Here is a 21694-nt window from a genome sequence, read left to right as displayed (position 1 = left end):
CGCCGGCGGTGCTGCCGCCTCCTGAGGTGCTGTCGGCTCGTTCGCCGCCGGACGGGCGGGCTCCGGACGGGCGGGCTCAGGACGGGCAGGCTCCGGACGCGGCGTAGCCGCCGGAACCTCCGGCGCCGGCTGCGCCGCGCCCTCGGGTGTTTCGTTCACTTCGTATTCCATGTTCTGCCTTCCTCCGCGCCTAAACGAGCCGGCGCATGTGCACGTTGAGCAGGATCCCAGTCGCCACGTACGTCGTGAGCATGGACGAACCGCCGTAGGAAACGAACGGCAGCGGAATCCCGGTAATCGGCGAGACGCCAATCGTCATGCCGATGTTTACGAACATCTGAAACGCGATCGTCGCGACGACGCCCGTCGCGAGAAGCGCGCCAAAACGGTCTTTCGACAGCATCGCGATCCGCAGCCCTCTCCAGATGAAGATCGCGAACAACCCAAGCAAGACCACGGCGCCTATGAACCCGGTCTCTTCGGCAACTGCGGTAAAGATGAAGTCCGTATGGACTTCGGGAACGAAGTCCAGATTAGTTTGCGTTCCGCTGAACAAGCCCTTCCCAACGATCTGACCCGAACCCACCGATATTCGAGCCTGATTCAGGTTGTAACCGGTGCGCTGGGTGTCCGCAGACGGGTCCAAGAATCCAGTGAGACGGGCCACCTGGTAGTCCTTCAACACCCCCGCGTGCAAGACCCCGACGATGCTCGCGATCCCCATGACTGCGATGAGCAGCAGTACCCGACCCTTGGTTCCCCCGACGACGAGCAGTGCGAGCAGCACGGCCAGGATCACCAGAAGCGTTCCCAAGTCGGGCTGGACGTAGATCAACAAGCCCGGCGGGACAATGAGGGCGATCGCCCGCACCGCTTCCGGCAGACCGAGACTCCCTCGCCGTTCCGACATGTACAGCGCGAGCACCACGAGCGTCGCAACCTTCATGAACTCCGACGGCTGCATCTGAAAGAACCCCATGCCGATCCAACGCTGCGCGCCCTTGGCCGACGATCCGATGGGAGAAAGCACGGCGAAGAGCGCGAGCACCCCGCCGACATAGGCAGCCGGGCCCCAGGTCTTTAGGCGCCGGTAACTGAACGACGCCATCACAACCATCACCACAACGCCGAGCAACGAAAACATCAGTTGGCGGTTCAACAGATAACGCGGGGACAAGCCGTCGTTCTCCAAACGTCTGAACGAAGCGCTATAGACCATGAGGTTGCCGAACGCGGTCAGCGCGAACGCCGTGAGAACAAGCGTCGGGTCCAAGTGCCGGATCGGAGCCTTCGACGCAATTCCGGACGCGCGCAACCCGGCGCGACGCGCGCGCCCAATCCGTTCAGCCGACCCCATCATCAATCGCTCCTTTCCCCGAAAACAATCGGCAAAGGAGTCTGATCAAAAAGCTCGTCCATGATTCGTCGAACGACCGGACCGGCTACCTGGCTTCCGAACCCAGCCTGTTCGACCACCGCGACGACCACGTAGCGAGGGTCTCCGACCGGGCCGTACGAAGCGAACCAGGAGAAAGGCTGCTTTCCTGCGATCTCGGCGGACCCTGTCTTCGCGGCCATCGGGATCTCAGCCACCGGCCAACCCCGGTACGGGAAGCTGGCCGTCCCACCCTCGACAACGTTGCGCAGCGCGCTCTCGACATATCGCCGCACCTGCGCCGGCGCCTTCACGACCAAGCGAGTAACCGGCTTCACCTTCTTGACCACGGTTCCGTCGTCGCGCACAACCTTCAGTCCCAAGTGCGGCGTGACAACGTTGCCGCCGTTGGCGAGCGCGGCGTACACGACTGCCATCTGCAACGGCGTGGCTTCCACGTCCCCCTGGCCGATCGACATGTTGATCGAGTCACCCGGCCGCCAAAGGAACCCGCGCACGCAGAGGTCCTCCCACAACGGAAGTTTCGTGGCACGGTACTTCTTGCAGTAATCCTCGCGGTTGGCCTCCCAGGCCCGCTTTCGGTACGCGCGGTCGGGAACTCGCCCGGACCCCTCGCTCGGCAAATCGATCCCTGTGGGGGTCCCGAGCCCGAACTTGCGAGCCCATGCCTGCATGATCTCCTTCGGGCGCCTCCCGGCCTTCTCCGCCGCGTACTCAACGCGCCACCAGTCGGCGGCGAAGTTGTAGAAGACCGTGTCGCACGACTCGATCAGCGCCTGCGCCAGCGAAATCGTTGTGTTGCGCGCGCGCCAGTTACGGAACACCCGGTCCCCAAAGCGGTACTGGGTCAGGCACGGATACATCCCACCGGGAGTCGCAGCGCCCGAGGAAAGCGCCGCGGTTGCGATGATCGGCTTGAACGTGGACCCCGGTGGATACGAGGCCTGAGCGGCCCGGTTGTAAAGGGGAAGATCGCCCTCGGGATCACTCAGGGTCGCGAAGTAACTCGATGCGACACCGCCGACGAACCGACGCAGGTCGTAGGTCGGGTTGCTCGCCATCGCAATGACCTCGCCGCTCTTGGCGTCGAGCACGACGGCGGCACCCGCCGGAGCCTTGAAGTGCTTTCCATCCTCGCGGAAGACCTGTCCGCGCGCGCGCGCGATCCCCTGCACGAGCGCCTCCTCGGCAACGCGCTGGACCTCGAGGTCGACGGACAACTGCAGGTCGCCTCCGGGGACAGGGTCACGACGACCCAGCGAGCGCAGAACTTGACCACGCGCATCGACCTCGAGCTTGAGCAGCCCCGGCGTTCCCCGGAGCCACTCCTCATAGCTGCGCTCGACTCCAGTGCGACCGATCTCGTCTCCCAGCCGGTATGTCGTTGCGAACTTCGGGTTCCCCAGCTCTCGGTCGTTGACCTCCCCGACGTAGCCCAAGACGTGAGCCGCAATCGAGCCCTTCGGGTACTCGCGTACCGGCAACTCCATGGTCTCGACGCCCTGGTAGTCCTCCTGGCGCTCGCGGATCGTGAAGATCGTCGTCGGATCGACGTCCTCGGCGATCACGACCGGCTCGTACGGGGACTTCCGCCGGTCTTTCATCCGAACCTCGATCGCGGCGACCGAGATGCCGAGCAGTTTCGACAGCCGCTTCTTGATCACCGCAGCCTCGCCGACGTCCTTTGGGAAGTCCTCGCGACGCACCCCGACCGACAGCGCGGTCCGGTTCCCGACCAGAACGACGCCGTTTCGATCCAGGATCCGTCCACGCGGCGGAGCCTGACGCACCAGCCGAACATGGTTGCGCGTGGCCTGAGCCGCAAACGTGGGACCGGCAAGGACTTGCAGGAACCACAGGCGCGCCAGCAGCACCGCGAACATGGACAAGATGACGAGACCGATGACGGCAAGCCGCAAGCGCGTGCGGTCCTCCGAGTAGTTCACACCACCACGCCCTTGGGGCGCACTCGAGCAGCAAGCCTCTTCACGACCGGATACACGAACGGCGTCAGAAGCGCGTTATAGGCAGAAACCAGCGCCGCCCGACGCACGATACGCAGCGGCGCCGTGAACTCCTGCCCGAACAAGAACCCGATCCCGGCAAGTGCAAGAGAGCCGACGAAAGTCGCCGTCAGCACCACCCACATCGGCGTCATGGCCCCCGCCGACTGTAGCTGCGACCGAATCCGTCCCACCGCATACCCAACCAGCACAAAGACCAGCGCCGTCACCCCGTGCGGGGGCTCTGACACCAAATCCGTCGCCAACCCCATAAAGAACCCGGCGATGGCTCCGATCTCCGGCCCCTCCCCCATCGCGAGGGCAACTGTCACCAGCAGCAACAGCTCAGGCTTCGCCCCGACGAGGGACATCCACCCAAACACGCTGGTCTCAAGAGCCAAGCCGGTCACGGCCAGGACGGCGACCAGCAGCCCGCGCCGCCAGATCACTTGGTTCCCCCTCCCGCAGGACGTTCGCCCGTAACCAGCAACACGTAGTCAAGGCTGGAGAAGTCGACGAACGGCTGCACAGAAACCAGTCGAGTGAGGTTCGAGCCGGTCGGCGGCGCATCCACGACCGCCCCGATGGGAAGTCCCGACGGGTAGAGACCTCCGTCATAGCCCGAAGTTACGATCTTGTCTCCGACGTCGACCTTCGCATTGGGGTCGAGCAGTTCAAAACGCAGACCGCCCCACCCGTTGCCGTCGGCCACGCCGATCTCTCCGGTAGATGCAAGGCGACCGGCAACAGCGCTCTGGCGACTGATGACGAGCAGGACGCGAGAGGTCGACGGACTGACGGCGATCACGCGTCCGGCGAGCCCCTCTCCGGCGAGTACCGGCATGTCCTTGCGCACGCCGTCCCGGGATCCCTTATCGATGAAGACGCTTCGCTCAAAGTTCGACGGGCCGATCCCGATGACTTGTGCCGCCATGGTCTGAAAACCGAACCGGTCCCGGAGCGCAAGCAGTCCCCGCAGGGATTCGTTCTCGCGCAAGATGTCTTCGAGTTGCTCGCGCTCGGCCTGCCCTGCGGCCCGCTCCCTTTCAAGACGCGAGACACGCGCGCGCAGCGACGGCACATCGGTCAAACCCCCGAGGAACCCGCCTAACGGCCGGAACACCGTCACCAGCCCGCGCTGGATCGGGGCAAGAACCGACAGGGCAATCCGCCCGGCCCCGTCGAACGGGCTCTTGTCGCCGGCCCGGTAGTCCACAGTGATGACGGCGACCGACACGATGGTCAGTGCGACGATCAAAAGACGCAAACGGCGCGGTCGATCGGACATCTTTGCCATCGGCCGGACCGGCCGCTCAGCGGCCGCCCCTCAACCTCCTTCCCGAAGGCCGCGCCTCGCTTGCCTGGACCCAAGGCCGCGCACCGCGCGACTCCCCGGGCGCCCGCTTGCGCGCGCGATCCCTCCATCCGGTTCGATCAGCGCACCGGCTCTGCCGGCGACCGCCGCCACGCGGGCGGCGCGCTCGATCGGACTCGCGAACCTCCTAGTGGCGCGTCGACGAGATCAGCACTCGTCGAAGCGCTTCGAACTCCTCCAAGCATTTGCCGGACCCTACCGCCACGCAATTGAGCGGCTGGTCGGTCACGTGTACCGGCATCCCCGTCTCGTGCTTGAGCCGCTCGTCGAGCCCCTTCAGCAAAGCTCCTCCGCCGGTCAACACGATCCCCTTATCCATGATGTCGGCGGCCAGTTCGGGCGGCGTCTTGTCCAGCGTGTTCTTCACCGCGTCCACGATCTGGTTTACCGGCTCTTCGATCGCACGCCGGATCTCGGCCGCGCTAACAATGATGGTCTTCGGCAGACCCGTAACCAGGTCCCGCCCGCGGATCTCGGCATGGGGCTCGTCGGGAATCGGAAACGCCGACCCGACGGCCATCTTCACCTCTTCCGCCGTCCGCTCGCCGAGCATCAGCGAGTACTCCTTCTTGATGTATTGCACGATTGCGTCGTCCAGTTCGTCTCCGGCGACGCGCACCGACTCGCTGGTCACCATTCCCCCCAGCGAGATGACCGCGACCTCGGTTGTCCCCCCACCGATGTCGACGATCATGTTCCCCGTCGGCTCATGGATCGGCATCCCCGCCCCGATCGCAGCCGCCATCGGCTCTTCGATGATGTGGGCGCTGCGCGCCCCGGCGGCGTAGGCCGCTTCCTCCACCGCGCGCTGCTCAACCGACGTAATTCCACTCGGCACGCAGATCACGACCCGGGGCTTGGCCAGCCACCGGCGGCGGTGGACCTTCTGGATGAAGTACCGGAGCATCTTCTCGGTCACGTCGAAATCGGCGATGACCCCATCCTTCAGCGGCCGGATAGCCTCGATATGACTCGGCGTTCGGCCAATCATGCGCTTGGCTTCCGCGCCCACCGCGAGAATGGAACCGTTCTTGCGGTTGATCGCGACCACAGACGGTTCGTTCAAGACGATACCGCGGCCGCGAACGTATACGAGCGTGTTCGCTGTGCCGAGGTCGACGGCCATGTCGCGGCCGATAAATTGGAACCAGTTGTTTGGCATTCGGGAAAGGCCTTCCGCGCGAGGCGCGCCGCGACTGCGGCGGCACCCCGGCAAGTCTGGACAGAGTCTACCAGCGGGAGCCCTTGAGGCGAAACCTCACGAAGGCCCAGGTCGGACACGATCTCCCCAGGGACAAAACGGACACCTACAGCGCACCCGCCTCGACGAGGCTGGTCCACCCCCCGGCCGCGACGATCAAGTGATCCACGAACTCCAAGCCCAGCAACTCGGCGCCGCGCGCCAGGCGACGGGTTACGGCAAGGTCGTCGGAACTCGGGGTGGCCTCTCCAGACGGATGGTTGTGCGCGACCAGCACGGCCGCAACTCCCGGCTCCCGCAGGGCCGCCGCAAAGACCTCCCGCGGCTCCATCGGGGAATGCGCAATCCCGCCGGCGCCAACCGAAACCTCTCGAAGCACCCGGTGACGCCGATCCATCAGCAGGACGACGGACTCCTCGCGCTCCAAATGCACCAGACGCGGCGCCAGCAGCGCCGCGGCGTCGGCCGGCCTCAAGATCTGCGGGCGCTCGGCGGCCATCGCGCGCGCGGCCCGGCGGCCCAGCTCGAGCGCGGCTACGACTTCGGCGGCCTTTGCCGGCCCAATTCCCGAAACGCCGGACAAAGTCCGATCGGTTGCGCGCGCCAGACCTGCGGGGCCACCGACGGCAGCCAAGACGCGCGCGGCGAGCGACAAGACGCCGTCGCGGCCACCGCTGCCCAGCACCAGCGCCAGCACCTCGGCGTCGCTGAGGGCACCTGGTCCGAGAGCAGTCAGACGCTCCCGCGGACGATCACCCGGGGGTTGCTCACGGACGACGGGGACTCTCGTCCCCGTCCGCGTCACGACGCGCCGGGGAAGAAGAGGCTCAGTTCGCGCGCGGCCGACTCGGGGGAATCCGAGCCGTGCACGAGGTTCTCAGTCGTCTGCAAGCCAAGGTCGCCGCGAATCGTTCCCGGCGCAGCTTTCTTGGGGTCGGTTGCGCCCATCGTCGTTCGCACAACCGAGATCGCGTCGTCGCCCTCAACGCACATCGCAACAACCGGTCCGGAAGTGATGAACGCAAGCAGGTCTGGAAAGAAGGCCTTCTCGACGTGCTCAGCGTAGTGCGTGCGAGCGAGATCCTCGGTCACCGTCAGCATCCGCATCTCCACGATATCCAGGGTCCGGCGCTCGAGACGGCTTACGACCTCACCGACGAGCTTGCGGCGAACACCGTCGGGCTTGACGAGTACGAGAGTGCGTTCTATCAAGGGGATTCCTCCGAGAAATCAGCGAGCGAGCGCTCTGCGAGCTTCGCCGACAGTGTATAGGGACCCGGTAACCAGCACGCAGTCGCGGTCCTCAACTCTTTCGATTGCGACCGAAATCGCGTCCGAGACGTTTGTGACGCTCACCGGATCCGCGCCCAGTGCGCGCGCCGCTTCGGCAAGTCGGACCGGCTCCGCGGCGCGAGGGGACTCGTTCCGAGTCACAATCACTTGCGCCGCCAGCGGGATCAACGGCTCAAGGATGCCGTGCAGATCCTTGTCTCCCATCGCAGAGATCACCAAGACGAGCTGCTCATAGCGAAACGCAGTCGGAAGCGCGGCCGCGAGAGCGGCGGCGGCGGCGGGGTTGTGGGCGCCGTCGAGCACGACCAAGGGCGAACGCCGCACGGCCTCCAGCCGGCCGGGCACCCGCACACGGCCGAATGCCTCCGCCAGGATGGTGGGCTCCAGTGCCGCCTCTCCCATAAACGCGCGCGCCGCCGCCGCCCCAAGCACGACGTCGTGCGCGAAATGCTCCCCAAACATGGGCAGGAAGACATCTGTGTAGCGGTCTCGTTCGATGCGAGCGCTGATCTGTTGACCACCGAGCGCCAGCACGGAACGTTCAACTTCGAACGCAATCCCTTCCGAACGGATGACGGCGTCGACGTCTGCGCAGCGCGCGCGAATGACTTCGGCCACGTCCGCCTCTTGCGTTGCCGAGAAGAGGACCGCGCCGGGCTTGATGATTCCCGCCTTTTCCCGCGCGATCTCGACCGGGGTCGCGCCGAGTTCGGGGTGATCGAGATCGACCCGCGTGATCACGGCGACCGGGGCATCCACCACATTGGTGGCGTCCCAGGTGCCGCCCATCCCCACTTCGATCACGCCCACATCCACGCCTTTGTCGGCAAACCACGTGAACGCAAGCGCCGTCGCGGCCTCAAACCAGGTTAGCTCCATCCCCCGGCCATCCAGGTGGTCGAGGTACGGCGCGAGTTCGCACCACACCTCGACGAAGGCATCCTCGGGAATCGGCTCCCCGTCGTATTGGAACCGTTCGCAGACCGACTCGACGTGCGGAGAGGTATAGGTCGCAACGTGCAGCCCCGCAGCGCGCAGAACCTCGGTGGCCGCGCGCGCCACTGTGGTCTTTCCGTTGGTTCCGGTGATGTGAATCGCAGGAAAGGACCGTTGCGGATCGGCCATCAGATCCATGAGCGCGCGCATCCGCTCCAGAGACGGATCCACCAGCCTTCCGGTCCGCTCGTAGTTCGTCCGGCGGTTCAGCGCCGCAAGGGCTTCGTCGAAGTTCATCCGAGGTCCGAAAGGGCCTGAGCGATGTGCTCGATCGCCTGACGTTCGCGCGCGAGTCGCTCCCGCTGGGTCTCCACGACGTCCTCGGGCGCACGCTCGGTGAAGTTCGAGTCGGAAAGCTTGGCCTCGATGCGTGCCGCTTCGGACTCACGCGCCGCCCGGTCCCGCTCCAACCTGCGCCGCTCTTCGTCCAGATCCAAAACGCCCGCCAGCGGCACGTGGATCGTGGCCCCATCGAGCACGAGACGAGCCTCCTGTCCTCCGTCGGGCGGAGAACCCGTGACGATGAGGTCTCCCCACGACGCGAGCACACACACTCGAGACAACTCGGATGACAAGAGCGCGCGCCGCCGATCGTCCGGCACCACCGCGGACGCGGCTGGGCGCAGTTTCGGATCAATCTGGTGGTCGGCGCGGAACCGACGCAACGCCCCGATCACGTCCTGCAGGAATGACATCGCGTGCTCGGCCTCTTCATCGCGCTCGCCCCCGACAGCCGGCCAGGCCGCGCGCATGATCGTCTCGCCGCCGGTCAGCGCGCACCAAAGTTCCTCCGTGATGAACGGCATGACCGGGTGCAGCAATAACAGCACACGCTCCAAAACGTGCGCGAGCATCGCTCGCTGGTCGGTCTTTTCCTGGTCGGTTCCGTCGTACAGGCGACCCTTCGACCACTCGACGTACCAGTCGGCGAACTCGCTCCACGTGAACTGCCGCAGCGTCTGCGCTGCGCGCGCCCAGTCGTAGGACTCCATCGCCTCGTCGACCTCACGCGTCACCGCGTCCAAACGCGACAGTATCCAGCGATCGGCCAGAGTCCAGCGATCGCGAGGCGGCAACGGCGCCGGTGCCACCTCGTTCATCAAAACGAATCGCGAGATGTTCCAGATCTTGTTGCAGAAGTTGCGGTCGCCTTCAATCCACTTCTCGTCGAGAGGCACGTCCGCGCCGAGAGTTGCCGAGCGAACGAGCGTCAGGCGCAACGCGTCGGCACCGTACTTGTCGATCATGTCCAGCGGATCGATCACGTTGCCGAAGGACTTCGACATCTTCTTGCCGCGGAAGTCCCTCACCATTCCGTGAATGAACACGTCTGCGAAGGGAACGCCGCGCATGAACTGCACGCCCATCATCATCATGCGCGAGACCCAGAACGTGATGATGTCGTAGCCGGTCACCAGGACGCTCGTGGGGTGCCACGTCGCGAGATCCGGAGTTCGCTCCGGCCAACCCAGCGTCGAAAACGGCCACAACGCGGACGAAAACCAGGTGTCGAGCACATCTTGGTCCTGGCGCAGGTCGCCGGATCCGCACTGGCGACACGCAGCGGGATCGTCCAAGTACGCGGCTTCGTGACCCCCATCGCAGATCCACACGGGAATGCGATGCCCCCACCACAACTGGCGAGAAATGCACCAGTCACGCAGGTTCTCCATCCAGTCCATGTAGTTGCGCTCGTACCGCTCCGGGACGAAACGAGTCCGGCCCGACCGAACGGCGTCAATCGCGGCGCGCGCGAGCGACTCCACGCGCACCCACCACTGCTCCGACAGCCACGGCTCGACCTCGGTGTGACAGCGGGAGCAGTGCCCGACCGCGTGCGAGTAAGGACGCTCCTCGTCGCCGATCACGCCCTCCGAACGCAGCGCCTCCAGCACCGCCTTGCGCGCGTCGAAGCGATCGAGTCCGGCGAACCTGCCGGCACCATCACTCATGCGCCCGTCGAACGCGATCACATTGACGCTGGGGAGTCCCTGGCGTCCGGCAATCTCAAAGTCGGTCGGATCATGCGCCGGTGTCACCTTTACGGCGCCGGTCCCGAAATCGCGCTCCACGACGTCGTCGGCAACAATCGGGATCTCCCGCCCGACGAGAGGCAGAATCAATGTCTTGCCGACCAGGTCTCGATAGCGCTCATCCTCGGGATGAACCGCCACGCCGGTGTCTGCAAGCATGGTCTCGACGCGCGTCGTCGCGATAGTGACGTGCCCCGAACCGTCGGCAAGCGGATAGCGGATCTCCACCAGTTCGCCGTCCACATCGCGGTGCTCGACTTCGATATCCGACAGCGCCGTCTGGCACCGCGGACACCAGTTGATGATTCGGTTTCCCCGGTAGATAAGTCCTTCGTCGTACAAGCGGACGAAGACCTCTCGCACCGCGCGCGAAAGCCCCTCGTCCATCGTGAATCTCTCGCGGGACCAATCAACCGAGTCCCCGATGCGCCGCATCTGCAGCGTGATCCGATCACCGTAGCGACGCTTCCACTCCCACACCTTCTCAACAAAGGCCTCTCGCCCGAGGTCGTGGCGCGAGATACCGTCCTTTGCCAACTCGCGCTCGACCACGTTCTGGGTGGCAATCCCCGCGTGGTCGGTTCCCGGCAGCCACAGGGTGTTGAACCCCTGCATCCGCTTTCGCCGGATGATTGCATCCTGCAGCGAGTGATCCAGCGCGTGCCCCATGTGCAACGCCCCGGTGACGTTCGGCGGAGGCAGCACGATGCAGAAGGGCTCGCCCTCGCCGCTCGGGGCGAAATACCCGCGCTCTTCCCACTCGCGGTACCGGCGCGCCTCGACCGACGCCGGGTCGTAGGTCTTCTGCAATTGCTCGCTCATCCGATTCCTCCACTGCCGGCCGTCTTCGGAAAACAAATCAGGGACCCTTTGGGGTCCCCGTTCGGTGTGCCTGGGCGAAACCGCCTAGGCCCGTCCGGGGCCGCCGGCTACACCTACCAAGAACGTCACGATGCCGCGATTCTAGCAACCGGATCCCGCAGCCGGGGCGCCGGACGTCGCAAACCTCCCCAGGAACGAAAACGGCCGCCCGGAGGCGGCCGAAATACGCACGCGTGCTTACGCGCTTCGCTCCCGACGAACCTTCGCCGGAGTTTCCTCGGTCTTCGGCAAAAGCGTCGGAGCCGCCAAACGCTGCACGGCCTCCTTGGTGATCAAGCACTTCGCCACATCGGCGCGGCTCGGCAACTCGTACATCACCGGGAGCAGGACCTCTTCCATGATTGCGCGCAACCCGCGCGCGCCGGTGCCGCGGGCCATGGACTTGTCCGCGATCTCCTCGAGCCCGTCGGCATCGAACTCGAGTTCGATCCCGTCGAACTCAAAGAACTTCTGGTACTGCTTGACGAGCGCGTTCTTCGGCTCGGTGAGGATCTGAACGAGAGCGACGCGATCGAGCTGATGCACGCTCGTAACCACCGGCAACCGTCCGATGAACTCCGGAATCAAACCGAAGCGCAGTAAGTCCTCAGGCATCACTTGCTCGAGAATCGCACCGAGTTCTTTCTCGTCCGCGGAACGGACGTCGGCCCCGAAGCCGATTCCCTTCTTCCCGACGCGCCCTTCGATGATCTTCTCGAGTCCCGCAAAAGCGCCGCCGCAAATGAACAAGACGTTCGTTGTGTCGATCTGGATGAACTCCTGGTGCGGATGCTTACGCCCGCCCTGGGGAGGAACACTCGCCTGCGTCCCTTCGAGGATCTTCAACAGGGCCTGCTGTACGCCCTCCCCCGAGACGTCGCGCGTGATCGAAGGGTTCTCGCTCTTGCGCGCGATCTTGTCGACTTCGTCGATGTAGATGATCCCGGTCTCCGCCTTCTTCACGTCGTAGTCGGCGGCCTGGATCAACTTCAGCAGAATGTTCTCAACGTCCTCACCGACGTAGCCGGCTTCAGTCAGCGCCGTGGCATCGGCAATGGCGAACGGGACGTTCAACATCTTCGCAAGCGTCTGAGCGAGCAGCGTCTTGCCGCACCCCGTCGGTCCGAGCAGCAAGATGTTGGACTTCTGCAGCTCGACGTCGCCGGAATTGTGCGCCCCGACCTGAATGCGCTTGTAGTGATTGTAGACCGCAACCGAGAGAATCTTCTTCGCGGAGTCTTGACCGATGACGTAATCGTTCAGGAACTCGCAGATCTCCTTCGGCTTCGGAAGCTCTTCGAGCTTGAGTTCCGTGGTTTCGGAAAGCTCTTCCTCGATGATCTCGTTGCACAAGTCGATGCATTCGTCGCAGATGTAAACACCTGGACCGGCGATCAGCTTCTTGACCTGCTTCTGAGACTTCCCGCAGAAGGAGCACTTCAGCAGGTCGCCCCCGTCACCGAACTTGGCCACTGCTTGCTCCCAGCTCCCCGGCTAGATGCCGGATCTCACTGCTCGCCAACACTCGTAATCCCGCCACCGACGTTCGACTCTTCCATCTGTCCGCGGTTCGCGAAGATCTCATCAATTATACCGTAGGACTTTGCCTCATCCGCGTTCATGAACCGATCGCGATCAATGTCCTTCTCGACCTGCTCGACCGGCTGCCCGGTGTGATACGCGATGATCTCGGCCATGCGGCGCCGCAACGACAGAACCTCTTTCGCGTGGATCTCGATGTCCGTCGGTGTGCCCTGGAATCCAGCCGATCCCTGGTGGATCATGATCTTCGAGTTTGGAAGCGAGTAGCGCTTCCCCTTCGCTCCGGAACAGAGCAGGATCGCGCCCATAGACATCGCCATCCCGATGCAGATCGTCTGCACATCAGGCTTGATGTACTGCATGGTGTCGTAGATCGCGAGCCCGGCATACACGCTTCCGCCGGGGGAGTTGACGTACAGGCTGATGTCCTTCTTGGAATCCTCGTTCTCTAGGTGCAGCAACTGCGCCACGATCAGGTTCGCAACCTGCTCATCGATCGGTGAGCCAAGGATGATGATGCGGTCCTTGAGCAGCCGCGAATAAATGTCGTATGACCGCTCCCCCCGAGCCGTCTGCTCGACGACCATGGGAACCAGGTAGTTGCGGTAATCGTGCATTCGTCGCTCCTACTCCGCGTCCAAGAGAGGCACATCGCCCGCTGCGGCACCCGTGGAATTGTCTTCCTCTCTGATGTCGGCTTGCCCGACCAGGTGATTCAGTGCCTTTCGGCGGATGATATCACCGGCCAGTGCCGTCAACCGGTCACTTGAGCCCAACTGCTTGGCCAACTCCGAAGGGTCCGCGCGCAACGCTTCCGCGTGGTAGCGGACCTCTTCTCCGAGTTCCTCCTGCGAGATCGTGAAGTTCTCGCGACGGCCGACCTCCTCCAGCAGCAGTTGCGCGCGCACGTTCGTCTCTGCCTGGCGCAACAAATCCTGCTCCAACTGCTCCTCGGAGACTCCTTGCTGCTGCATGTAGCCGTCGAGCGTCATCCCGGCGCCCTTGAGTTGCTCTTCGAAGCGCCGGAGCCGAAACGCCATTTCCTCGCGCACGAGGCTCTCCGGAGGCTCGATTTCCACCATGGCGAGGGCTTCTTCGAGCACGCGATTGCGCACCTCGCCCTCGGACTGAAGGGCCTTGACCTTGCGAATCCGTTCGACCAAGTCCGCCCGCAACTCATCAAGTGCCTCGAACTCCGACGCCGTCTTGGCAAACTCATCGTTGAGTTCGGGAAGCACCTTCTGGCGAACCTCCTTCACGAGGATCCGGAACGTCAGCTCCTTCCCGGCCTGCGGCCCCCCGATCTCCTCGGAAAGGACCGCCGCGAACTCGACGGTCTCGCCCGCACCGCGGCCCTCTAGCTCATCGTCGAACTGAGCAACCGGCCATCCGGCCCCCAACTCGTACAACTGGTCCGTGCCCGACATCTCCGAAATCTCCTGATCGCCATCAGTTGCCTTCAGATCGATCAGGACGTAGTCGCCTCGATGCGACGGTCGCTCGACAGTCTCCAGCGAGGCAAACCGGTTACGCAGGCGCTCAAGTTGCGCATCCACCTCGGCGGCGTCCGCTCGATCCGACCCGCGAGTGACGACGATCTCAGTGAAGTCCGGAAGTTCGATGTCGGGGCGAACTTCTACCGTTGCGTCAAACGTGAGATCAGAGTCCAGTTCATAGGACGTCACATCCACGGACGGCGGAGCGACCGGCGTAAGCGTCTCGTCTTGCACGGCTTTCGCCAGCAATTCGGGGATCGCTTCGCGAAGCGCGGCCTCCCGGATCGCATCGCGGCCGAGACGGGTCTCGAGGATTGCCCGGGGGACCTTGCCCTTGCGGAAGCCTGGAACCTTGATCTCGTTTGCGAGGGCCCGGACCGCACGTTGGACGGCCGGAGCAACTTCTTGGGACGCAGCCTCTACGGCGAGGCGCACCTTTGACGGGCTTTCACGAGTGAGTGTGGTTTTCATGATGAGTCCGCGGATTATAGTCGCGGCCCTGCCCCGCTGCCCGCCGCGCGCAACGCTATGCTGTATGTCAGCGGGGCGTAGCGCAGCTTGGCAGCGCGCTTGGTTTGGGACCAAGAGGCCGCCGGTTCAAATCCGGCCGCCCCGACGGCAATCGGCGCGCGTGCCGACCGGTGGCTAGAATGGCCGTGCCGGGACAGAACCGGCGAACGCGGGCGTAGCTCAATGGTAGAGCTCGAGCCTTCCAAGCTCGTGGTGCGGGTTCGATTCCCGTCGCCCGCTCCATCGAAGCACTCCATCGGCTGTCACAAGGTCTAGGATCCTGAAAGAGTAATCTCGGATGGGGGAGAACTTGTCGAGGTCCCAGGCGTTGCTCGCCGGCATGATCGTGACCGTTCTCGCCACGGGGGTTACCGGCGCACTGCTGAGAAGCGGTGAGCAGCAGGCCGCGGTTTCCCCCTCGCACATTCCCTCCGCAGCGCCATCCGCCACCGCGGTCACGTCCTCCCCGTCCCCACCTGCCCCCGCGCCCTCCCCCGCGGTTCCCGCTGTCGGATCCGCGCAACCCTCGAATAGGTCTGCGCCGGCGTCGGACGCGCCCCGCTCGACCATCCGGCGCGCGCCCACACTTCCCATCACCGGCACAACGACATCGCCCGCTGCCGCAGCATTGCTGCTCGGCAGCGCAGCGACCATCGTCGCCTCGCTGCGAAAGCCCGGACGAGACCGCGCGCGCCGCTGCTACACTGCGCCCGACGCGCGCCCGTAGCTCAGGTGGATAGAGCAACTGCCTTCTAAGCAGTGGGTCGGGGGTTCGAGTCCCTCCGGGCGCTCGCCGATACGTGGTGGCGTTAGCTCAGCTTGGTTAGAGCGTCGGGTTGTGGTCCCGAAGGCCGGGGGTTCAAGTCCCCTACGCCACCCCATATTCTTGCGTCGGGTTGAGCGTTGCCGCACGGAAGGATACCCTGTGCCGTTCGGGCCGCTAGCTCAACAGGCTAGAGCATCTGACTCTTAATCAGAGGGTTCGGGGTTCGAGTCCCTGGCGGCCCACATGGAAGGGAGCGCACACGCGCTCCCTTCCCTCATTCCCCGGTGTTACGCTGCCCCGCGCGCGAGAGTGGCGGAATAGGCAGACGCGCAGGATTTAGGATCCTGTGGGGCAACCCGTGGGGGTTCAACTCCCCCCTCTCGCACCAATCAAGCGACGCGAACGCTTTGCAAGAGTTGCCCGACCTCGTGCCGGCCCCGCTCTTCGCTTCCCTCGGCAATGCCGGCCCAGAAACCCAGGACGGTGTCCCCGAAGAGCGTCGTCATCCCCATCTCAAGTGCGCCCGAGTAACCGATCTTCTCGTATCGAATCCACGTCACGCCGGCGATCTCAACGCGACGGCAGTAGACGACGCGAGCGGAAACATCATCGCGGTTCGCGAGACAGTCACGCTCTACGTCGTCAAGATCCGCGAAGTCCGCGTTCGGCCCACGGTGCACGTCGATCTTGAACTGCCCCTCCGGCAACGATTCGCCGCCCTCGCCCTCCTGCCGATTGCTCAGAATGACCGCGAGGGCGTTGCCGGGGCCGGAGCCTTCCATCCAGATCCACCAACCCTGCGGGCACGTGAACCTGACCGCACCGGACTTCGACACGAACTCCCCCTCGCATAGCCGCTGGCTCCGGTCGACCTGTGGCGACGAGGCGACGGCAACCTCGAACTGCGACGCGTCCGGCGGTGACGAGGTCGACAGCGTCGGGCCGCTCTGCTGACAGCCTGTGAGCAGGACGGCGCACGCGAACACTGCAACTGGCTTTCTCATGCAGCGAATGTTCGCTCAACAGAGGAATGCCACAATGTACGAATGGACGCATTCCGTCCGTCTCGCGCTTACCTGCCTACAGGCCGTCGCTTCCGCCCCACGCTGAGAAGTCCCGGGTTGAGAACTCGGGACGCCGCGGCTTCTGCCCGCGAACGATCAGCCACACGGGCAATGCGATCGGGAACAGGAAGAACATGAAGATGGCCCAGAGCCAACCCGGCTCCCCCCGGTGCTTCATGTCGGCCCACGAATAGAAGACGAGCACCAGCGGGACGACACAGAAGAAGAAAAACCCCAAGCCTGCTCCAGCATTCGATCTGGGGAAAGAACGCGATGTCCGCCCGCACGGGATCGAACTCACACCGACCCGAATTCCCCCCTGGAGATCCACTCCGTGCCGGACCTGTGCGACCGCGCCCGGTGAAGGACTCTGGTGGAACACCTCGACCTTCGACTGAGGATACCGATCCTCGAGGCTTCCGCATTCCTGCTCATCGCGCATCGGCACACCGAACCCGGCGGCCCCGAGCACCTCCCGCGCCTCGGAGAAGGCGAGACCTCGGACATCAGGAACCACGTTCTCTCGAGTCATGAACGCCCAGCCCGCCACCCCGGCCAACACTGCGATCAGCCCGGCAGCGATTGCTACCCGTCTCCCCCGCACGCCTGCATTCGTAGCAGGTTCGGGGTGAAAACACCAGGTTCCTCAGCGCCCTACGTAAGCGCGCGCAATGCAGGCACCAACGCGCGAAATGCTTTTCCGCGGTGGCTAATCGCGTCTTTCTCTTGCGGGGTCAACTCGGCCATTGTGCGAGTCTCCCCGATGGCCACGAACCCCGGGTCGTAGCCGAAGCCGCCGGATCCGCGCGGCTCCAGAATGATTCGGCCTTCGACGGTTTCCTCAGCGACACACTGCGCCCCGTCGGGGGTCACGAGGACAGCGACGCACCGGTAGCGGGCGGTGCGCTGTTCGTCCGACAGGCCGGCGAGCGCGTCGATCAGTTTCGTCAGGTTTGCTGCGTCGGTGGCATCTTCACCGGCGAACCGGGCGCTGCGCGGTCCAGGACGACCCCCCAGCGCATCCACCTCAATCCCCGAATCGTCGGCAAGGCAAGGGATCCCCATCGCGGCAGCAAGTGAACGAGCCTTTTCCAACGCGTTTCCAAGATAGGTCCCGTCGTCCTCCGGCGGAGGCGTCCACGAAGGGTCGGGGCCGACCAACTCGACCGGAGCATCCGTGATGATGGCCGCGATCTCGCGCACCTTCCCGGGGTTCTTCGTCGCGAGCGCAACTCGCACCACGCGGCTCACTCCTTGGCGAGTGCGGCGCGCTGGGCGCGAATCAACTCGTCGATCCCCGCGGACGCTAGATCGAGTAGGCGGTCAAGCGCAGTGCGATCGAAAGGCGTGCGCTCGGCGGTCCCTTGGACTTCGACCAAGCCACCGGAGCCGGTCATGACTACGTTGAAGTCCACGTCGGCCTCGGAATCCTCGGAGTAGTCAAGGTCGAGCATCTCGATGCCGTCGGACAATCCAACGCTGACTGCAGCGACCTCCGTGGAGATCGGCCACGTGGGGATTCCCAGCGTGCGAACGGCATCCACCAAAGCGACGTACGCACCGGTGATAGATGCGGTGCGCGTTCCACCGTCGGCGACCAAGACGTCGCAATCCACGACGATGCTTCGCTCGCCCAATGCGTTCAGGTCGGTCACCGCGCGCAGCGAACGTCCGATCAATCGCTGAATCTCCTGCGTCCGTCCGGAAGGCCGGCCGTGCTTGATTTCGCGCGTCGATCGGTCGTGAGTGGAACTCGGAAGCATGCTGTATTCAGCGGTCACCCAACCACGTCCGGTTCCGCGAAGCCACCCGGGGACGGAGTCCTCCACAGTGGCCGCGCACACGACGCGGGTCTGCCCGATTTCGATCAAACAGGATCCCTGCGGGTTGGGCTGGAACCGGCGCGTCAGTTTCACCGGGCGAAGATCTCGCTCGCTTCTGCCGTCGGCACGCTTCACAGCGTCACCGTCGCAAGGTCGATTGCGAGATCCACCGGACCACTGAACATCTCAGACGCCTGTGCGCGCGTCCGGGTCACGTCGTTGCGCGGCCAGATGTGCGTCAACACCAGGCGCGCGGTTTCCGCGTCGCGCGCGGCGGCGCCGGCTTGGCGCGCGGTGAGGTGGATCCGGTCTTTCGCCACTTCATCCTCCAACCATGAGGCTTCACATAGGAATAGATCTGTGTCGCGCGCGGCGCGCACCAGGTGCTCGTTCGGTCCGGTGTCGCCGGAGTAGCAAAGGGTAGATCCACCAGCCGAAGCACGCAGGGTCACGTTCTGCGTCGAGTGCGCGGAGTCGAAGGCCTCAAGCCGGAAAGGCCCGGACTCCTCCACGCCTCCCGGACACATTTCCCGCCAGTCCAGCAAGGTGGCAAAGCGCGTTTGCGAGTCCGTCCCGATCAACGTTGCGAGACGCTCGCGGACCCCGGGTGGCGCAAACACCGACAGCGGAACCGCGTCCTCTTGCAACATCAGCCAGTAGAAGAACGGGTAGAGATCGGCGCAATGATCCGGGTGCGCGTGCGACAAGAAGATCGCGGCCACATCCTCCAGAGGCTTCTGTTCCTGCAAGCGCGACAGGGTTCCGTTCCCGGCGTCCATCCAGATGACGTGCCGCTCGTGGGACAACAAGTATCCGCTGCACGCGCCGCCGGCGGTCGGGTACGTTCCGTTCGCACCGAGGATGGTCAGGTCCACCGGTGATCCTCAACCTTGGTGATCTCCGGCCCCAAGAACCGCCGGCCCAGCGCCTCGAACTCCGCAGCGTCGCCGCTGCACAAGAAGCGGTGCTCAGGCGGAAGCGTGCGGGAGCGGAACAAGTCTCGACGAGTCAGTTCGGCGAACACGTCGATTGCCGACTCCTTGTCACTCTCGATCAAGACTACATCGTCACCCATCACCACTTGGATCACGCCGCGCAGGAGCGGGTAGTGCGTGCAGCCCAGGATCACGGTATCCACACCCTGCCGCTTCAGCGGGCCGAGGTACTCCTCAGCCACCTCCATGACCTCCGGCCCGGTCACCTCTCCGCGCTCAACGAACTCCACGAAACGCGGACACGGCTGACTGGTGATCTCGACATCCTCTCGCGTCGCGCGCACGGTGCGCGCGTACGCGCCCGAGCCGATTGTTAGCGCCGTGCCGATCACGCCGAGACGGCGATTACGCGTCGCGACCACCGCGCGCCGCACTGCTGGTTCTACGACTTCCACGATCGGCAAGTTCGGCTGAGCCTCGCGCACGTGGTCTAGTCCCGCACTGGATGCCGAGTTACACGCGACGACGATGGCCTTCACACCCTCCTCGACCAACAGCGCCGAGATCTCGGCGGTGAAGGTGCGGACCTCGTCACGGGAGCGCGGACCGTAGGGGCCGCGCGCGGTGTCTCCGTAATACAGGATCGACTCGGTGGGAAGAAGGTCGATAAGGGCCCGGACGACGGTGAGGCCACCGACGCCCGAGTCGAAAACGCCGATCGGCCTGTCGTCCATCGCGCGAAGTATAGCCGCGGGCGGCTAGGCCCAGATCATGCCTTCGAGCTTTGCGACGGCCTCGTCGTACTCAAGGTCGTAGGCGCCCGTCGACAGGTACTTCCATCCGCCGTCCGGCAGCAGCACGACAACGGTTCCCGACTCCATACGTCCGGCTACGCGCTGAGCGACGTGCAAAGCGGCGCCGCTGGAAATGCCTGCGAAGATCCCTTCCTTCTGCACCAGTTCTCGCGTGGCGCGCAGCGCGTCACGCGTGCCGACCTTGATCCTGCCGTCGAGCAGCGACACGTCGATGACCGGCGGAATGAAGCCCTCGTCAAGGTTGCGTAGCCCGTAAACAAGCTCCCCGTACTCAGGTTCGGCGGCGATGATCTTCGCCTGAGGATTGTGCTCCTTGATTCGTCGACCACATCCCATAAGAGTCCCGCCGGTCCCGAGCCCGGCGACGAACGCGTCGATCTCAGGACAGTCGCGAACAATCTCAGCACCAGTCCCTTCGTAGTGCGCGAGCGGGTTCGCCTCGTTGCCGTACTGGTACAGCATCAAGAACCGCGGGTCGGCAGCCATCTCCTTGGCCAGGGCGACCGCTCCATTCGACCCCTTCTCGCCGGGCGAGAACACGATCTCGGCGCCGAACATGCGAAGGAGCTTGATGCGCTCCTCGCTCACGTTGTCCGGCATCACGCACAGCAAGCGGTAGCCGCGGCGCCGGCAAATCATCCCGAGGGAGATGCCGGTGTTCCCCGAGGTCGGTTCAAGGATGGTCTTGTCGTGGGTGAGAGTGCCGTCCGCCTCCGCGCGCTGCACCATCTTCAACGCGATCCGGTCCTTGGTGGATCCGGTGGGGTTATGGCCTTCGAGTTTGGCAAGCAGACGGACACCGGGCACCGGAGACATGGATGCAAGGCCGACCAGCGGCGTCTCGCCGATGGCTCCGAGGATGTCGTCTGCGCGCACGGCTAGCCGCCGGCGACCGCGGGGAGAATCGAAACGATGTCTCCGTCGGTCAGCGGCGTCTCCAGCGACCCGAGGAAACGAACGTCTTCGTCGTTCACATACATGTTGATGAACCGATGCAGATCGCCGCTCTCGGTCAGGACCGCGCCCCGAACGCCGGGGAAGGACCGTTCAAGGTCGTCGAGAACCTCGCGAACGGTCTTGCCTTCACCGTGAACGGCGCGCTGCCCGCCGGTGTGCTTTCGCAAGATCGTTGGAACCCTGACCTCGATCGACATCGTTCTCCTCAACTCGCCTTCTCATCGACGTGAACGACCGGCAACTCCTCGATCCTTCCGTCCAGAATCGTGAAGGCGCGAAGGTCGGGTCGTTGACGATCGGCCAGCGAGACGAGGACGTAGACGGCTTCAGGATAGAACGCGCGCTCCACATCCGTTTGCGACGGGAACGCAGGCGTGTGCGTGTGGGAGTGGTAGATGCTCGCGATATCCCAGTCCCGATCGAAGATCTCGTCCGTCGCCCGCTTCAACTCCTTTGGGTCCGCGTTGTAGCGCATGACTGGATCCGGGTCCACGTTCGTCAGAGCGAACCGTTCCCTCGGCTCACCGTCAGGACCGGCGAGCAAGCCGCAGCATTCCTTCGGGTACTCAGCTTGCGCATGTTCGACAATCGCGCGCGCCACAGACACCGGGATGCGGAATTCGTGCAA

Annotated in this window: 22 protein-coding genes and 6 tRNA genes; 7 read left to right on the top strand and 21 right to left on the bottom strand. The window is 64.4% G+C overall.

Going from position 1 to position 21694, the window contains the following annotated elements; genetic code table 11:
* Positions 1-190: 190 nt before the first annotated feature.
* The 12 genes from rodA to tig form a co-directional block, all read right to left on the bottom strand.
* A complete protein-coding gene (rodA, locus tag WDA27_09975; protein ID MFA5891254.1) occupies positions 191-1360 on the bottom strand; it encodes a rod shape-determining protein RodA in 1170 nt (389 codons plus the stop codon).
* Positions 1360-3342, bottom strand: coding sequence for a penicillin-binding protein 2 (gene mrdA / locus WDA27_09970; GenBank protein MFA5891253.1), 1983 nt, complete (start codon positions 3340-3342; stop codon positions 1360-1362). Before mrdA ends, rodA begins: the two co-directional genes overlap by 1 nt.
* Positions 3339-3848: a rod shape-determining protein MreD gene (gene mreD, locus WDA27_09965; GenBank protein MFA5891252.1), complete on the bottom strand. Its 510-nt coding sequence runs from the start codon at positions 3846-3848 to the stop codon at positions 3339-3341. Before mreD ends, mrdA begins: the two co-directional genes overlap by 4 nt.
* Positions 3845-4687, bottom strand: coding sequence for a rod shape-determining protein MreC (gene mreC / locus WDA27_09960; GenBank protein MFA5891251.1), 843 nt, complete (start codon positions 4685-4687; stop codon positions 3845-3847). Before mreC ends, mreD begins: the two co-directional genes overlap by 4 nt.
* Before the next feature lie 214 nt (positions 4688-4901).
* Positions 4902-5936 (bottom strand): rod shape-determining protein, encoded by a 1035-nt coding sequence (locus WDA27_09955; protein MFA5891250.1) that lies wholly within the window; start codon positions 5934-5936, stop codon positions 4902-4904.
* Between the two features lie 145 nt (positions 5937-6081).
* A complete protein-coding gene (gene radC, locus WDA27_09950; protein ID MFA5891249.1) occupies positions 6082-6780 on the bottom strand; it encodes a DNA repair protein RadC in 699 nt (232 codons plus the stop codon).
* On the bottom strand, positions 6777-7187 hold the full coding sequence (ndk, locus tag WDA27_09945) for a nucleoside-diphosphate kinase (protein MFA5891248.1): 411 nt from the start codon (positions 7185-7187) through the stop codon (positions 6777-6779). Before ndk ends, radC begins: the two co-directional genes overlap by 4 nt.
* An 18-nt stretch (positions 7188-7205) precedes the next feature.
* Complete coding sequence (locus WDA27_09940) at positions 7206-8501, bottom strand: folylpolyglutamate synthase/dihydrofolate synthase family protein (GenBank protein ID MFA5891247.1); 1296 nt, start codon at positions 8499-8501, stop codon at positions 7206-7208.
* Positions 8498-11119 carry a valine--tRNA ligase gene (locus WDA27_09935; GenBank protein ID MFA5891246.1) on the bottom strand — a complete coding sequence of 874 codons (2622 nt, stop codon included), beginning with the start codon at positions 11117-11119 and terminating at the stop codon, positions 8498-8500. The genes WDA27_09940 and WDA27_09935 overlap by 4 nt, the downstream gene beginning before the upstream one ends.
* A 237-nt stretch (positions 11120-11356) precedes the next feature.
* Entirely contained in the window at positions 11357-12631 is a 1275-nt protein-coding gene (gene clpX, locus WDA27_09930) for an ATP-dependent Clp protease ATP-binding subunit ClpX (protein ID MFA5891245.1), read from the bottom strand.
* A gap of 35 nt (positions 12632-12666) precedes the next feature.
* On the bottom strand, positions 12667-13317 hold the full coding sequence (gene clpP, locus WDA27_09925) for an ATP-dependent Clp endopeptidase proteolytic subunit ClpP (protein ID MFA5891244.1): 651 nt from the start codon (positions 13315-13317) through the stop codon (positions 12667-12669).
* 9 nt (positions 13318-13326) lie between these two features.
* Positions 13327-14667, bottom strand: a complete 1341-nt coding sequence (tig, locus tag WDA27_09920; protein MFA5891243.1) for a trigger factor — start codon at positions 14665-14667, stop codon at positions 13327-13329.
* A gap of 71 nt (positions 14668-14738) precedes the next feature.
* Between tig and WDA27_09915 the strand changes: the two genes are divergently transcribed.
* The 7 genes from WDA27_09915 to WDA27_09885 all read left to right on the top strand — a co-directional run bounded on the left by WDA27_09915 (position 14739) and on the right by WDA27_09885 (position 15860).
* Positions 14739-14812 (top strand) — tRNA-Pro (locus WDA27_09915).
* A 63-nt stretch (positions 14813-14875) separates the two neighbouring features.
* Positions 14876-14949 (top strand) — tRNA-Gly (locus WDA27_09910).
* A gap of 55 nt (positions 14950-15004) precedes the next feature.
* On the top strand, positions 15005-15433 hold the full coding sequence (locus WDA27_09905) for a hypothetical protein (GenBank protein ID MFA5891242.1): 429 nt from the start codon (positions 15005-15007) through the stop codon (positions 15431-15433).
* A tRNA-Arg gene (locus tag WDA27_09900) sits at positions 15424-15497 on the top strand. The genes WDA27_09905 and WDA27_09900 overlap by 10 nt, the downstream gene beginning before the upstream one ends.
* A 12-nt stretch (positions 15498-15509) precedes the next feature.
* Positions 15510-15587, top strand: a tRNA-His gene (locus tag WDA27_09895).
* Between the two features lie 53 nt (positions 15588-15640).
* Positions 15641-15714: transfer RNA gene (locus WDA27_09890), tRNA-Lys, on the top strand.
* Between the two features lie 61 nt (positions 15715-15775).
* Positions 15776-15860: transfer RNA gene (locus tag WDA27_09885), tRNA-Leu, on the top strand.
* Between the two features lies 1 nt (position 15861).
* On the opposite strand, the gene WDA27_09880 is transcribed toward WDA27_09885, so the two are convergent.
* The 9 genes from WDA27_09880 to WDA27_09840 all read right to left on the bottom strand — a co-directional run bounded on the left by WDA27_09880 (position 15862) and on the right by WDA27_09840 (position 21694).
* Complete coding sequence (locus WDA27_09880; GenBank protein MFA5891241.1) at positions 15862-16476, bottom strand: hypothetical protein; 615 nt, start codon at positions 16474-16476, stop codon at positions 15862-15864.
* 76 nt (positions 16477-16552) lie between these two features.
* Entirely contained in the window at positions 16553-17140 is a 588-nt protein-coding gene (locus WDA27_09875; protein MFA5891240.1) for a PASTA domain-containing protein, read from the bottom strand.
* Positions 17141-17190: 50 nt separating this feature from the next.
* A complete protein-coding gene (gene rdgB / locus WDA27_09870; GenBank protein ID MFA5891239.1) occupies positions 17191-17778 on the bottom strand; it encodes an RdgB/HAM1 family non-canonical purine NTP pyrophosphatase in 588 nt (195 codons plus the stop codon).
* Between the two features lie 5 nt (positions 17779-17783).
* Entirely contained in the window at positions 17784-18494 is a 711-nt protein-coding gene (gene rph / locus WDA27_09865) for a ribonuclease PH (GenBank protein ID MFA5891238.1), read from the bottom strand.
* A complete protein-coding gene (locus tag WDA27_09860) occupies positions 18491-19234 on the bottom strand; it encodes an MBL fold metallo-hydrolase (protein ID MFA5891237.1) in 744 nt (247 codons plus the stop codon). Before WDA27_09860 ends, rph begins: the two co-directional genes overlap by 4 nt.
* The gene (gene murI / locus WDA27_09855; protein ID MFA5891236.1) at positions 19225-20028 is read right to left on the bottom strand and encodes a glutamate racemase; all 804 of its coding nucleotides are present in this window, start codon (positions 20026-20028) and stop codon (positions 19225-19227) included. The genes WDA27_09860 and murI overlap by 10 nt, the downstream gene beginning before the upstream one ends.
* Before the next feature lie 24 nt (positions 20029-20052).
* The gene (locus WDA27_09850; GenBank protein ID MFA5891235.1) at positions 20053-20985 is read right to left on the bottom strand and encodes a cysteine synthase family protein; all 933 of its coding nucleotides are present in this window, start codon (positions 20983-20985) and stop codon (positions 20053-20055) included.
* A 2-nt stretch (positions 20986-20987) separates the two neighbouring features.
* Positions 20988-21263, bottom strand: coding sequence for a MoaD/ThiS family protein (locus tag WDA27_09845; GenBank protein MFA5891234.1), 276 nt, complete (start codon positions 21261-21263; stop codon positions 20988-20990).
* Positions 21264-21271: 8 nt separating this feature from the next.
* Complete coding sequence (locus WDA27_09840; protein MFA5891233.1) at positions 21272-21694, bottom strand: M67 family metallopeptidase; 423 nt, start codon at positions 21692-21694, stop codon at positions 21272-21274.

It is taken from the genome of Actinomycetota bacterium (assembly GCA_041658565.1).
In the GTDB taxonomy this organism is placed as follows: Bacteria; Actinomycetota; AC-67; order AC-67; family AC-67; genus JBAZZY01.
The sequence above is the reverse complement of the archived record's forward strand: the minus strand, read 5'-3'. Positions and strand labels throughout refer to the sequence as shown.

What these genes read in the sequence shown, in the direction of transcription:
- rodA (MFA5891254.1), bottom strand. Translation starts at nt 1,360, where the DNA reads ATGATGGGGTCGGCTGAACGGATTGGGCGCGCGCGTCGCGCCGGGTTG.
- mreC (MFA5891251.1), bottom strand. Translation starts at nt 4,687, where the DNA reads ATGTCCGATCGACCGCGCCGTTTGCGTCTTTTGATCGTCGCACTGACC.
- WDA27_09955 (MFA5891250.1), bottom strand. Translation starts at nt 5,936, where the DNA reads ATGCCAAACAACTGGTTCCAATTTATCGGCCGCGACATGGCCGTCGAC.
- WDA27_09940 (MFA5891247.1), bottom strand. Translation starts at nt 8,501, where the DNA reads ATGAACTTCGACGAAGCCCTTGCGGCGCTGAACCGCCGGACGAACTAC.
- WDA27_09935 (MFA5891246.1), bottom strand. Translation starts at nt 11,119, where the DNA reads ATGAGCGAGCAATTGCAGAAGACCTACGACCCGGCGTCGGTCGAGGCG.
- clpP (MFA5891244.1), bottom strand. Translation starts at nt 13,317, where the DNA reads ATGCACGATTACCGCAACTACCTGGTTCCCATGGTCGTCGAGCAGACG.
- tig (MFA5891243.1), bottom strand. Translation starts at nt 14,667, where the DNA reads ATGAAAACCACACTCACTCGTGAAAGCCCGTCAAAGGTGCGCCTCGCC.
- WDA27_09905 (MFA5891242.1), top strand. Translation starts at nt 15,005, where the DNA reads ATGGGGGAGAACTTGTCGAGGTCCCAGGCGTTGCTCGCCGGCATGATC.
- WDA27_09880 (MFA5891241.1), bottom strand. Translation starts at nt 16,476, where the DNA reads ATGAGAAAGCCAGTTGCAGTGTTCGCGTGCGCCGTCCTGCTCACAGGC.
- murI (MFA5891236.1), bottom strand. Translation starts at nt 20,028, where the DNA reads ATGGACGACAGGCCGATCGGCGTTTTCGACTCGGGCGTCGGTGGCCTC.
- WDA27_09845 (MFA5891234.1), bottom strand. Translation starts at nt 21,263, where the DNA reads ATGTCGATCGAGGTCAGGGTTCCAACGATCTTGCGAAAGCACACCGGC.